This is a genomic window from Onishia taeanensis (genome assembly GCF_013349955.1).
GTDB classification, from domain to species: Bacteria; Pseudomonadota; Gammaproteobacteria; order Pseudomonadales; family Halomonadaceae; genus Onishia; species Onishia taeanensis_B.
In genome coordinates this window covers 123,022-136,173 of sequence record NZ_JABVXC010000005.1, presented here as the reverse complement: position 1 = coordinate 136,173, position 13,152 = coordinate 123,022, and the positions used below count along the sequence as shown (strand labels likewise).

The following is a 13,152-nucleotide window of genomic DNA, read 5'->3' as shown; positions in this document are numbered from 1 at the left end:
AGAGTCAAGCTAATGAATATCCTGAAAGAGCAAGGAACGTCACAGGAAAAGAGTGGAATGGAAGAAAAGATCGACGCTTTCCTGGAGCAGTTCCAGTTCAACATCGCCACCACTCCAGAGGAAAAGAATACACTCAGGCGTCTCAGGCACCAGGTGTTCGTCGAAGAACTCGACTACCAACTCAGCGCCGACAAGGAAAGAGGACTAGAGTTTGATCAGTACGAAGACGCCTCGATTCACTGCTTCATCACGCATAAGCGTACCGGCTTGATTGCCGGCTGTATGAGGCTGGTTTCCCCGATGAGTTTAGGGAGGAAAAAGCCAACACTGCCGCTAGAAGGTATCTGCACTCCCCTCTTCCACCATCCTTCCTTAGGCCCAGCGAATTTCCCACCCGAGGAGACCTGCGAAGTTTCCCGATTCGCGGTCCCTTCTTCGTTTCGCCACAGAAAACATCAATTCACCGGACATGGAGACTACCTCGACTTCCGCGACGAGGAGAGACAACTCTTCCCCATGATCATGATCGGTCTGTTTCTTACCACCTTTGCCCTGGTGGGATTGACCGAAAGGCCGCATGTCTTCGCCATGATGCAGCCCAACCTGCCGCGGGCGTTGTCCTTCTCGGGATTCCACTTCACCAGAATCACGGAGATCTTCGAACACTTCGGCACCCGTGGGGGCTTCTATATCAACCATGAAAGGGCAAAGCATGAGTTCAAGAAGGAACTCACGCCCTTCTACCTGGAGATCAAGCGCCAACTCCGCCGACAGCTGGCTGGCGCCCAGGTATCAGAAGGTCTGGCGTTCTAGGGGGGGTGCCCTGAGCAAGATGCCCCGCTCATTGAACGACCGACTCGAGCCTCGGCCCGACATAAAGCCGCCGGGGCCAATCCAGCAGCATGATGGCCAGCACGTTGCGGTGCTCACCTCGTGCTAGATCAGTGCTACCGAACTCACCGGGGATCATTCTTGCCTCTGGGTCATAGGCGCTGATCAGTGCTTGCTGAGTATGCGCAACGACCGGGTGATCGGTTAGCCCCACCAGTTGGAAGCTGATACCAACTTCGGTGTAGATGTCTTCCTTGGTCTCGGCCAGGATACGATCGATCCGAGCATCGAACGCCTCGAGGATCCAGGCGTTGTCAGCAGCCGACACCTGATGCTGGTAATAGTCGCTGGCGGCAATCACGAAGTGCGTCATGCCATAGATCTTGTTGCGAAAGGAAGCTTGCGACAGCGCGGCATCACGTTCCGGTGGGTAGTGAGCACGAAAGGCCGCCTTGGTCTCATGTCGCAGATCGGCCACCCCCAACCCATAGAGGTCATAGGCCAGGTTTGCGACCTGAGCGGCATAGACCTCGAGTACGTCAGGGGACGTCAGGAAATTGCGATACGGCTGATCCTCGAGGTACGCGATCGCCCTATCGGCTCCGGGCAGCTGCTGATCATTCAACAGACCGTGAGCGCGCGCCTGATTCAGCCGAAAGGCGAGATACTTGGCGAAAATCATCTCGCCCCAGTCCCCCAGCATCTCTTTGCGTCTGCGTTGCTTTCTGGTTCGCTCAGGGTAGCGTTCTAGCAGCGCGGCGGCTCGACGAGCGGCATAGCCCGGCTGGGCCAAGCCGGTTATATCTTTTTGCAAAGACGCAACGAGTCGCCTGCCGTAGTCCTGCAGTGGCGGTAGATACCGCTCATCGCCGGTAAGCCGATACAGCCGCTGGGCATAGTGGCGCTGCTTGGCGGCGGGCAGTATGTCGAAAGCGGTGTCGTAGCGATCACGTATCTCGGCCGCGATGTCCTGCTGCGAAAGCGGATAGCTAGTCGCACATCCGACAACCAGACAACACAGTAGCCAAAGCAGAACCCAGCGCAGCCGGCTCTGTACCGGATGATAGGCCTCATACCCAAATGCCCTTGATCGCATGACGACCTCCTGCCGGAACATGGCTGCAGGAAAAGTATAGACTCACTAGAGAGGTTGCCTCAGCGGCGGCGGCGTGTCGTTCTGGGGCTGATCAGTTTGACCCTCACTTTAGGACGTCGCCGTACGTGGGCCGGGGCATCGCTGACCGCCGTGTCACGGGGGGGAGTATCAGCGGGCTCCGGTGGTGGCGTGACCACCCATGCAAAGGTGGGTAGGCTCAGTTGCCAGTAAATAGCCGCAAGGCGTAGTGAGAGAGTCAGCCCCAGTGCCAGGCCAATGGAAAGAACGGTGTTCATCTGGAGTTCAAGGAGCAGCACATAGGCCGTGCCACCAAGGATCGACGCCGTCGCATAGATCTCCTGGCGCAACACCATCGGTACCCGCCGCGCCAGCACATCGCGCAGCATGCCGCCGGCAACCCCGGTCATCATGCCCATTAGCACCGCCACCACGCCGGCATTGCCAAGCATCAGCGCCTTGTGGGTGCCGATCACGGTGAACAGTGCAAGTCCGCAGGCGTCTGTCACCGGCAGAAACGTTCGCGTCAGGCGATGAATGTAGTGAAACCCGAGAATCGACAGAGCTACGGTTGCCAGCACTACCCACAGATAGGTGGGGTCCGTGACCCAGAACACCGGGCGCACGCCCAGCACCAGATCACGAATAGTGCCACCGCCGATGCTGGCCACCGCCGCCAGCACCAGCATTCCGAAGGGGTCCATGCGCGTGCGGCAGGCAAGAATCACCCCCGACAGCGCAAAGACGATCACCCCCGCCATGTCCATCCAATAGACCAACGCCGCCACGTCATCGCTCCTTGCTCATGTCCTCGTTAAGGATACGCGATTTGCGACGGCGCCGTGCCTATTCCCCGGGCATCTAACGCGATGCCTCGGCCAGCAGGGCAACAAGCTCCGGTACCGCCGCTTGACCGTGCCCCTGCTCGACGGCCTGTCGATATAGTCCGGCGATCCCATCGGCGGCTTGGTGGCTGGCTCCCAATTCAGCGACCATCTGCTGGTAGTAGCCGATATCCTTATCGGCATTGGACAGCGAGAAGCGAAAGCTCGATGCGTCATCGGCAAGAATGAAGGGTTTCAGGCGCTCGAAGACCACGCCTGCACCACCGCCATTGCCTAGCACTTCGACCAGTGCCTGCGGCGAGATGCCGGCCTGGCGCGCGGCAGCTGACGCCTCGGCGAGCACCGCCGAGAAACCCAGCGATACGAAGTTGTGCAAGAGCTTGACCCGGTGCCCGCTGCCTACCGGCCCGACGTGGGTAATCGCTTCGGCGAAACTCTCGAGCAAGGGGCGAATCTCGGCGAAGAGCTCGCTCGCAGCGCCGACGATCAGGTTCAGTCGCCCTTCTTCGGCTTCCTTGGGCGTCCGGGTCATCGCGGCGTCGCAGAAACGCCCGCCCTGCTCGACGACCCGCTCGGCGATCGCCACCGTCGAGCTGGGAATCGCCGTGGAACAGTCGATGACGATGCTACCGGGCGCCAGGCCATCTAACACGCCCCCGGCCTCGCTGAGCACCGCCTCGACCTGCGGCGAACCGGTCACGCACAGGATCACCACATCGGCCGCGGCAGCGACATCGGCGGCGCTCGACAGGCGCGTTGCGCCTTCGGCCATCAGGTCATCCACCGGCTGGTTGCCCGGGTGATCGAGAAAACTCAGTGCGTGACCATGGCGCAGCAGATTGCGGGCGATGCCATGCCCCATCAGGCCAACACCGATCAGCCCTACCCGTCGGGAATCCGTCATGCTCTTGCTCCTTGTCAGCCTTGGTGAACAGGCCGTGATAAAAGGGGAATAAATAAGCCAATGTGAGTCTGCGCTCTCCTAGCCGTGGCGGATGGCAACGGCCTTTCTGACAAGTACTTTCTGATAAGTGCTTTCTGATAAGTGCTTGCTGGCTATCAATACAGCAGGTCGACCAAGCCTAGCGAAATCCAGGGCATGTAGGTAATGGCGATCAAGCAGGCCAGCACCACCAGCACAAACCGCATCAGCCAGGGCAACAGCTGATCTATCGACAGCTTGGCGACCGCACAGGCGGCGAACAGGTTGACGCCCAGCGGCGGCGTGAACATGCCGAGTGCCAGGTTGACCACCACAATCAGACCGAAGTGCACCGGGTCGATGCCGTACTGGACGGCGATCGGCGTGAAGATCGGGGCCAGCACCAGGATCGCCGCCGAGGTCTCGATGAACATGCCGACGATCAGCAGCATCACGTTCACCGCCAGCAGGAAGGAGATGGGGCTGTCGAAGACCTGGGTTACCCAGCTGGCCACGTCGGCCGGCAGACCCGAGCGACTGATCAGGAAACTGAACAGCGCCGCGGCCGCGATGATCAGCATCACCGCCGCCGTGGAAATCACGCTCTGCTTGAGGATCGGCACCAGCTCATCCAAGTTCAGCTCGCGATACACAAGCCCACCGACGATCACGGCATAGACCACTGCAACCGCGGATGCCTCGGTGGGCGTGAAGACGCCGCCGTAGATACCGCCTATCACCACGACCGGCATGAGCATGGCCGCCCAGGCACGCTTGAAGGCCGTGGGCAGATCATGACGATCCTCACGGTCCCGCATGCCATAGCCACGGATCTTGCAGAAGATATACAAGAACAAAAGCAGCGCGCCGCCGATTAGAAGCCCAGGCCCGATGCCGGCGATAAACAGCTTGCCGATCGACGTATCGGTACTGACGCCGTACAGGATCAGCGGGATCGAGGGCGGAATCAGCACCCCGAGCTCAGCCGACGAGGCCTGGATGGAGGCCGCCAGCGGCCGCGGGTAGTCGTGCTTGACCATCGCCGGAATCAGGATCGAGCCAATGGCGAAGGTCGTCGCGACGCTGGAACCGGACACCGCGGCGAACATCATGCAGGTCAACACGCAGGTCATGGCCAGGCCACCCTGCACACCGCCGACCATCGCCTTGGCCAGATCGACCAAGCGCCGAGAAATACCGCCGGCGGCCATCAGGTTGCCGGCGAGAATGAAGAAGGGAATCGCCATCAACGGAAAATTGTCGATGCCGACGAACATCTGCTGTGGCACCAGCAACAAAGGCAGGCGCGAGAAGAACTCGATGCCAATGATCGAGGCCAGCAGAATCGAGATGGCAATGGGCACCCCGAGGCTGAACAGGATGATCAACGACAGACCAATGGCCGCATTCATGGGCGCACCTCGTCTTGCGGATGGGTGTCAGGCGTGGGAGCGGCGACCTTGGGTGTCTCGCTTTCCTCGGGACCGATGGTCTCCCGACCGGTGATCTGAGCGAGCAGGCGCGCCAGCACGGCGATCAGCGCGAAGCCAGCCCCTACCGGCATGGCCGCATAGGCCCAGGCGATCGACACTTCCAGCCCGGAAAGCATTTGCGTCCGCACGCGCAGCGTCATGGACGTGCCGTACTGGATCAGCACCACGAACACGATCAGGCAGCACAGGGCCACGAAGACCTCGAGCCAGATCAGCCGACGGGCAGGCAGCAGCTTGTAGATGACTTCGACGGACATCATGAAGCCCCCACGAAAACCGGCCGCCGCGCCAAGAAACACGCACCAGATCATCGCCGAACGGGAGATCACCTCCGACCAGGTCGAAGGCGCATCCAGCACGAAGCGAGTCACCACCTGATAGAAGCCCAGGGTGACCGAGATGATCAGCATCGCGATCGCCGCCAGCAGGGCGATCCGGGTGGTCAGGCGCTCGAAGCGCAGGAAAAGCTCCACCATCACATCCACCATACTTTAGGGAGGATCCGGCACCGCCCGGCGCCGGATCAGGGTGTCGCCAGCGTTAGCAGTCGCTGGCACGGATACGGTCGAGCATCTCGCTGCCGTACTGGTCGGTGTAGATCTGGTAGGCGGGCTTGACGGCTTCCTGGAACGGCGCCTTGTCGATATCGGTCTCCACGGTCATGCCTTTCTCACGCAACATCTCCACGCCATCACGCTCGAGGCGCGAGACTTCCTCGCGAGTGGCCTCGGCAGAGGCCTGAGCGGCCTGTTCAAACCAGCCCTGCTCTTCTTCGCTGAGGCCATCCATCAGCACCGGCGAGCCCAGCACGATGGCCGGCGAGTAGACGTGGCCGGTCAACGACAGGTTATCCTGCACTTCCCAGAACTTGCTTGCCACGATCACCGTGATGGGGTTCTCCTGGCCGTCCACGGTGCCCTGCTGTAGCGCGGTAAAGACCTCCGGGAAGGCCATCGGGGTCGGGTGCACGCCCATCTGCTCGAAGGCCGCCATGTGCACCTTGTTTTCCATGGTGCGAATCTTCAGACCCTCGGCGTCCCCGGGCGAGGTCACCGGGCGCTTGCTGTTGGTCATGTGGCGGAAGCCATTTTCCGACCAGGCAAGCCCCACCAGATTATGCTCGCCCATCTTGTCGAGTAGCTCTTGGCCAACCTCACCGTCCAGCACGCAGCGAGCCTGATCGTAGTCCTTGAACAGGAACGGCAGATCGAGCACGTAGGTCTGCGGTACGAAGTTGCCCAGCGGGCCCGTGGAGGTAATGACCACATCGACGGTACCGATCTGCAGCCCCTCGATCATCGCCCGCTCGCCCCCCAGGGCACCGGAGGGGTGCTCGACCACCTCGAACTCGCCGTCGCTAAGGCGCTCTAGGGTTTCCTTGAAGGCATCCGCGCCCACCGAGTAGTGGGAGCTGTCGGAGAGGGTATGCCCCAGGTTGATGGTCTGGGCCGCCTGGGCATTCATGGCGCCGAGCGCCAGGGCCGCGGTGGTAAGGCTGCCGATGGCAACGGACAGGCTGTGGCGTGCAAACTTGGCTTTCATTGTTATGACCTCTTGGGTTGCAGAGACACGCTGGGGTGTTCCTCGACGGGATCGAGGACTCAGTCACGCTCGCCGAGATAACTCTCGACAATGTCGCGAAGGTTGGCATCGCCCTGGAAGCCGAGCTCCCGGGCGCGTGCATTGATGAAGCGAGATGGCCAGCTGGCGACGATGGCCTCGATGCGCGGATCAGGCTCATGGCGGACCCGGGCCAGGGCCTCTTCGCCCCCGATCTCGCGCAGCGCCTCGAGCATCTCGGCGACGCTCACCGTGATGCCCGGCAGCATCAGTGCTCGGGAGGGGCCGAAGGCCTCGCCGGTCACCTCGGCACCGTGAATCAGCGCCTCAGTGACCCGGCGCGGCGACATCACGAATAGCTCGAGATCGGTAGGCACCGGGCAGACGGCATCCTCGCCGTTGAGCGGCTCGCGCAGGATGCTGGAGGCGAAGCTCGAGGCTGCGGCATTGGGCCGCCCCGGGCGGATGACGATGGTCGGCAGACGCAGCACCCGTCCATCGATCAAGCCACGGCGGCTATAGTCGGTGATCAACAGCTCGCACATGGCCTTCTGGGTGCCATAGGAGCTTTGCGGCGTCAGCGCGGTCATGTCCTCGACGACATCCGGCAGGTCGCCGCCATAGACCGCCACCGAACTGGCCATGATCAAGCGAGTGGTCGAGAGCTTGCGGGCTCGGCAGCCCTCGAGCAGCGCCCGAGTGGCCTCGAAGTTGACGGTAATGCCCAGATCCAGATCGGCCTCGGCGGCCGAACTGACCACCGCGGCGAGGTGGAAGATGACCTCCGGGTGCTCGTCGAGGCTTGCGTCCAAAGCACCGGGCGCGGCGATGTCGATGGCCCGAGCGACGCACTCGACGCCTGCGATCTCGGGCACGGACGCCTCCACCTGGTCGACCAGGGTCAGGCGCGTGAGCGGCTGACCGTCCAGCTCGCGGCAGGCGGCAAGAGCGTGAACGAGGCGTTGGCCGAGGAAACCGGCGGCACCGGTGATCAGAACGTGCATGGCAGCTACCTGGTTGTTATGTGAATGGTTGTTATGTGAATGGTCGTTGTGTGGATTGTCGTGGTACGAATCAGGTGCGTCGTTGTTTAAAGCTTGGCTGTTTAAAGCATGGTTGTTTAAGCACAGCTGCTTGAGGCGATACCGCTTGGCTCAGCGCTTTTCCGGCGAACTCAGCCACGCAGGCCATAATCACGGCCCCAGGCCAGCCCCGAGCGGGTATCGCCGGCCGGCCGATATTCGCAGCCCACCCAGCCCTGATAGCCCAAGGCATCGAGGTGAGCGAGCACCGCCGGGTAATTCACCTCACCCAGATCCGGCTCATGGCGCTCCGGGACTCCGGCGAGCTGCACGTGGCCGATGTGGGGGAACTGCGCTTCCATGTTGCGGATCAGGTCCCCCTCGACGATCTGGCAGTGATAGAGATCGAACTGCACCTTGAGATTGTCGGCACCGACCCGTTCGAGCACCTCGCGGGCCTGCCCCTGGCGCTGCAGGAAGAAGCCCGGCATGTCGCGGCCGTTGATCGGCTCGATCAGCAGGGTCTTGCCGACCTTCTCGAGTTCTCCGGCCGCGAAGCGTAGATTCTCGATGTAGGTCGCAAGGTGCGCCTCTCGGATCGCCGCATCGGCGCCCTCGGGCAACAAGCCCGCCATGGCGTGCAGCCGCGGACAGTCCAGCGCCTGTGCATAGCGAATGCCCTCAACGACGCTATCGCGGAATTCAGCCTCACGGCCGGGCAGGCTCGCCAACCCCCGCTCGCCGGCGTCCCAGTCTCCCGGCGGCAGATTGAACAGCACCTGGCTCAGGGCGTTGTCATCCAGCGCCGAGCGCAGTTCCCGGGCCTCGAAGGCATAGGGAAAGAGATATTCGACGCCTTGAAAGCCCGCCGCGGCGGCGGCCGAGAAGCGCTCCATGAAGGCCTGTTCCGGGAACAGCATGCTGAGATTGGCGGCCAGTCGGATCATGTCGATTCCTGTTGTCTCGTTGTTATCTCGTCGTTATCTCGATCGTTGCGTCCACCGCAAGCGGCGGCGCATCGTGCTCTGTGTCAATCGCGGGGAAACCGCGCCTCTAGTTCCGCCACCTGCTCCTCGTTCAGACCGCGAGGGTTCTGGCCACGCAGCAGCAGATAGAGCTTGGCGGTCTCTTCGAGCTCCTCGGTCGCATAGACCGCGGCTTCCAGTGACTTGCCGGCCACCACCGGGCCGTGATTGGCCAGCAGCACGGCGCTGTGCTTGCCGGCGAGCCCCTTCACCGCATCGCCCAGCGCCGGGTCACCCGGCATGTGATAGGGCACCAGGGGCAGCCGGCCGACCCGCATCACGTAGTAGGCGGTCAGCGGTGGGATGCAGTCGCAAGGATCCACCTCGGGTAGGCAGGAGACCGCCACCGAATGAGTCGAGTGCAGGTGCACGATGGCCTCGGACTGAGGCCGCTCGCCGTACATCGCCATGTGCAGCACGCTTTCCTTGGTCGGCTTGGCGCCGTCAAGGTGGCGACCATCGCGGTCGAGCCGCGAGATACGCGCCGGATCGAGCCGCCCCAGACAGGCATTGGTGGGCGTCATCAGCCAGCCACCATCGTCGAGGCGCACGCTGATATTGCCGCTGGATCCCATGGTCAGGCCGCGGTCGAACAGCGACTTGCCGTAGACGGCGATCTGCTCGCGCAAGCGGTTATCGTCTCGGGTGCTCATGCGCCCTCCTCTGCCGCACTCGACTGCTCGGACAGGACGTCGAAGGCGCGAGTGAAGAAGTCGACGCCGCCGAAATTGCCGGACTTGAGCGCCAGCGACAGCGGCGCTTCGCGACCAGCAAGCTGTGTCTGGGTCCAGGGCACGCCAGGATCGATCTGCTCGCCGATGCGCAGCTCGCCAACGCCCAGCGCCGACACCACCGCCCCGGAGGTCTCACCACCGGCGACCAGCAACTGCCCCACGCCCTCGGCGACCAGCGTCTGGGCGATGGTCGCCAGCGCCCGCTCGACCAGCTCGCCGGCCCGAGCCGCCCCCAGCGTCGCCTGGGCGGCTTCCACTGCCTGCGGCGCCGCCGAAGCATAGATCAGCACCGGGCCTGTGGCAGCGCCGAATAGCCGAGTCCGGGCGAATTCAAGCGCGTCTTCGATCGGCGCATCGCTCTCGGCCAGCGCCAACGGGTCCAGCGCCAAGCCTTCATGACGGCCGAGAAAGTGCTCGACCTGACCTAGCGTCGCTCGCGAGCAACTGCCGGAGAGCACCAGGGCCGCTCCGCTGGCCGGCGCCAATCGCCCGGCATTTTCGACCGGGGCCAGCCACGCTTTCTGGCGATACTGCTCCGGCAGCGCCTGACCGAGGCCGGAGCCACCGGTGACCAGCGGCATCTCGACGACGGCCGCGGCGATCACCTCAAGATCGCCCTCATCCAGGGTGTCGCAAATCACATGGCGAACCCCGGCCTGCTGCAGCTCGGCGAGATGGGCGCCGGCCGCTGGCGCCCCCTTGGCAAGAATCGCCCGGTTGAGCAGGCCCACCCGCTGCGATGTCTGACGGGCGAGCACCCGTACCAGGTCGGCGTCACGCATTGGGTTCAAGGGGTGATGCTGCATGCCGCTGTCATTGAGCAAGCGGTCGCCGACGAAGAGGTGGCCCTGATAGACGGTACGGCCATTGAGCGGGAAAGCCGGCACCATCACCGTCTGCTGACTTTTCAGCGCATCTGGCTGAGCGGCACCCAGCCTCTCCAGCAAGGCATCGGCCACCGGGCCGATATTGCCGTCATCGGTGGAATCGAAGGTCGAGCAGTACTTGAAGAAGATCTGACGGGCGCCCTGGGCCTGAAGCCAGTCGAGGGCCGCCAGGGAGTCGCGGATGGCTTCCGCCGCCGGGCAGGAGCGGGACTTCAGGGCCACCACCACCGCATCGATATCGTCCAGCGCCACATCAGCACTCGGCACGCCGATGACCTGCAGGGTGCGCATGCCCGAGCGCACCAGGTTGTTGGCAAGGTCCGTGGCGCCGGTGAAATCATCGGCGATGGCACCGAGCACGATCTTGGAGGCTTGCTCACGGCTCATGACAGCCCCTCCCCTGCATTGCCGTCGTTGGCGGCCGGCAGGTCGATGCCAGACAGACGCTGATAGACCTTGATCACCGCCGAGTCATCCTCGCGGCCGAAGCCCGCACCGCTGGCGGCGGTGAACTGTTGCAGGGCGCTGCCCGCCACCGGCATCGAGAAGCGCAGCTCGCGGCCGGTCTGGTGCACGATGTTCAAATCCTTGACGAAGATATCCACCGCCGAGAGCGGGGTGTAATCGCCCTTGAGGATGTGCGGCACGCGGTTCTCGAACATCCAGGAGTTACCCGCCGAGTGGGTGATCACCTCATACAGCACCTCGGGGTCGATCCCCATGCGGATGCCCAGCGCCAGTGCCTCGGCGGCCGCAGCGATATGCACCCCGGCCAGATGCTGGTTAACCAGTTTGACGCTGGAGCCTGGGCCCGGCGCATCACCGAGGCGATAAACCTTGGCCGCCATGGCATCGAGTGCCGCCTGCCCCTTGGCGTAGGCGGTCTCGGCACCGGAGGCCATCACCGATAAATCGCCGCTGCGTGCCTTGGCGGCGCCACCGCTGATCGGCGCGTCGAGCATCTCGAGGTTCAACGCCGCCAGCCGTTCGCCGAGCGCCGTGGCATAGCTAGGGGCCACCGTGGCGCACTGCATCACCAGGCTGCCCGGCGCCAGACTCGCGGCCAGAGCCGCCTCACCCGAAGCCGGGGCATCGAAGAGCACACTCTCGACCTGCTCCGCATTGACCACCACCAGCACTACCACACGGCACTCGGCGGCAAGTTCGGCGGGAGTGGACACGCAGCGCCCACCCCTTGCCTCGAAGGTCTCGCGGGCCTTGGCCGAAATATCGCAGCCAATGACCGGCAGACCGGCTTCGAGCATGGCCGTGGCCGAGCCGAGACCCATGGCACCAAGGCCGACGACACCGATGGATGAGGCGTTTTGTGGGGACACGGAAGACTCCTAGCTGAATGATCATGAGCGAATATGGCGCTCGTCTGGCGGGCCCTAAGAGGGGCAAGAATGGCCGCTGCATGGCTCTGGCGATGCGCCGATGTTAGCGCTACCATTCATTCTTAGAGTAGGATTCTGGTCAGAGCAAGACACAGCGCACAAAGCGAGACCAATGTCTAATCACACGCCTCGCCTTAGATCGTTGCCCTCGCCCGAGGCCGGACCGAAGGCTAAAATCCGCCCGGAAAACGCACAGCGGCCGATAAGAACAGCGAGGGGCGAACGATCAGGAAAGGCGCCGTCGGACAATCAGCAAGCAGTCAGGGACCGACCACAGGAGGGAAAGCCCATGGCGGGCGACAAACAGCGGCGCAATCGCAAGAGTGTCATGCAGCCGACACTCGCTGACGTGGCGCGGGAGGCCGGCGTCTCAGCCATCACCGTCTCAAGGGTGCTCAACTCGCCGCAGGCGGTGCGTCCCGCGACGCGGGCCACCGTCGAGGCAGCCATCGACAAGGTGGGCTATGTGCGCAACATGCTGGCCGGCAGCCTGGCCTCGGCCAATTCGCGCTTCATCGCGGTGATCGTGCCGTCGCTTGCCAATATCGTCTTCGTCGAGGTAATCGCCGGCCTGCAGGCGGAGTTCGAGCGCCACGGCTACCAGATCCTGCTCGGCAACACCGACTACGACCTGGACCGGGAATGCGAGCTGGTGCGTACCTTCCTCGGCTGGTCTTCCTCGGCGCTGGTAGTGACCGGCCTGCGTCATAACGAGGCCTGCCAGCGCGTGCTCGAGCACTGGGAGCACCCGATTGCCGAGATCATGGAGCTTGGCGAAGCGCGGGACCTGAACATTGGGCTCGATCATGCCGAAGCCGGGCGCTGCATGGCGAGACACCTGCTCGGGCGCGGCCATCGCCGGATCGTCTATGTGGCCGCCCAGCTGGAACGCGACTATCGTGCCGGCCTGCGTTTTGCGGGGCACCGCGAGGTGCTGGAAGAACAAGATCTATCGGCACCGCTGCTGGATCTGGAGCATCTCGGCCAGTTCGAGACCGGCGCCCAGGCGCTGGAAGAGGTGCTCGCCCATCATCCGGAGGCCACGGCGATCCACTTCGCCAATGATGATCTGGCCACCGGTGCCATCCTGCACGCCCAGCGTCAGGGCATCCGGGTGCCCGAAGAGATCGCCATCGCCGGCTTCAACGGCCTGCCGATCGGTCAGCGCATCACCCCCCGCCTGACCACCATCCGCTCACCGCGAGAAACCATCGGCCGCGAGGCCGCCCGCCGGGTGATCGCCAGGCTCGAGGGCGCTGCTCGCACTCCTGAACAGCACGACGTAGGCTTCGAGCTGCTGGTCGGTGAAAGCACCTGACGCC

The 13,152-nt window shown here is 63.3% G+C and carries 13 protein-coding genes; 2 read left to right on the top strand and 11 right to left on the bottom strand.

What is annotated here, in order from left to right; genetic code table 11:
* Positions 1 to 57: 57 nt before the first annotated feature.
* Complete coding sequence (locus tag HUS66_RS08450; protein ID WP_175070476.1) at positions 58 to 813, top strand: PEP-CTERM/exosortase system-associated acyltransferase; 756 nt, start codon at positions 58 to 60, stop codon at positions 811 to 813.
* A 28-nt stretch (positions 814 to 841) separates the two neighbouring features.
* Here the strand turns inward: HUS66_RS08450 and HUS66_RS08445 are convergent, their stop codons facing one another.
* From HUS66_RS08445 to ltnD, 11 genes are all read right to left on the bottom strand, one after another.
* Positions 842 to 1,927 (bottom strand): DUF3541 domain-containing protein, encoded by a 1,086-nt coding sequence (locus HUS66_RS08445; protein ID WP_175070475.1) that lies wholly within the window; start codon positions 1,925 to 1,927, stop codon positions 842 to 844.
* Positions 1,928 to 1,986: 59 nt separating this feature from the next.
* On the bottom strand, positions 1,987 to 2,733 hold the full coding sequence (locus HUS66_RS08440; protein WP_175070474.1) for a trimeric intracellular cation channel family protein: 747 nt from the start codon (positions 2,731 to 2,733) through the stop codon (positions 1,987 to 1,989).
* A gap of 73 nt (positions 2,734 to 2,806) precedes the next feature.
* Positions 2,807 to 3,694, bottom strand: coding sequence for an NAD(P)-dependent oxidoreductase (locus HUS66_RS08435; protein WP_175070473.1), 888 nt, complete (start codon positions 3,692 to 3,694; stop codon positions 2,807 to 2,809).
* Positions 3,695 to 3,849: 155 nt separating this feature from the next.
* The gene (locus tag HUS66_RS08430; protein WP_175070472.1) at positions 3,850 to 5,124 is read right to left on the bottom strand and encodes a TRAP transporter large permease; all 1,275 of its coding nucleotides are present in this window, start codon (positions 5,122 to 5,124) and stop codon (positions 3,850 to 3,852) included.
* Entirely contained in the window at positions 5,121 to 5,681 is a 561-nt protein-coding gene (locus tag HUS66_RS08425) for a TRAP transporter small permease (RefSeq protein ID WP_175070551.1), read from the bottom strand. The genes HUS66_RS08430 and HUS66_RS08425 overlap by 4 nt, the downstream gene beginning before the upstream one ends.
* A 64-nt stretch (positions 5,682 to 5,745) precedes the next feature.
* Positions 5,746 to 6,747, bottom strand: a complete 1,002-nt coding sequence (locus tag HUS66_RS08420; RefSeq protein WP_175070471.1) for a TRAP transporter substrate-binding protein — start codon at positions 6,745 to 6,747, stop codon at positions 5,746 to 5,748.
* A gap of 59 nt (positions 6,748 to 6,806) precedes the next feature.
* Complete coding sequence (gene denD / locus HUS66_RS08415) at positions 6,807 to 7,769, bottom strand: D-erythronate dehydrogenase (RefSeq protein ID WP_175070470.1); 963 nt, start codon at positions 7,767 to 7,769, stop codon at positions 6,807 to 6,809.
* 170 nt (positions 7,770 to 7,939) lie between these two features.
* Entirely contained in the window at positions 7,940 to 8,734 is a 795-nt protein-coding gene (otnI, locus tag HUS66_RS08410) for a 2-oxo-tetronate isomerase (RefSeq protein WP_175070469.1), read from the bottom strand.
* Positions 8,735 to 8,817: 83 nt separating this feature from the next.
* A complete protein-coding gene (otnC, locus tag HUS66_RS08405) occupies positions 8,818 to 9,465 on the bottom strand; it encodes a 3-oxo-tetronate 4-phosphate decarboxylase (protein WP_175070468.1) in 648 nt (215 codons plus the stop codon).
* Positions 9,462 to 10,820, bottom strand: a complete 1,359-nt coding sequence (gene otnK / locus HUS66_RS08400) for a 3-oxo-tetronate kinase (RefSeq protein ID WP_175070467.1) — start codon at positions 10,818 to 10,820, stop codon at positions 9,462 to 9,464. Before otnK ends, otnC begins: the two co-directional genes overlap by 4 nt.
* On the bottom strand, positions 10,817 to 11,770 hold the full coding sequence (gene ltnD, locus HUS66_RS08395; RefSeq protein WP_282848471.1) for an L-threonate dehydrogenase: 954 nt from the start codon (positions 11,768 to 11,770) through the stop codon (positions 10,817 to 10,819). The genes otnK and ltnD overlap by 4 nt, the downstream gene beginning before the upstream one ends.
* A 349-nt stretch (positions 11,771 to 12,119) precedes the next feature.
* Here ltnD and HUS66_RS08390 point away from each other — a divergent pair, with 349 nt between their 5' ends.
* Positions 12,120 to 13,148 carry a LacI family DNA-binding transcriptional regulator gene (locus HUS66_RS08390; protein WP_175070466.1) on the top strand — a complete coding sequence of 343 codons (1,029 nt, stop codon included), beginning with the start codon at positions 12,120 to 12,122 and terminating at the stop codon, positions 13,146 to 13,148.
* Positions 13,149 to 13,152: the final 4 nt, after the last annotated feature.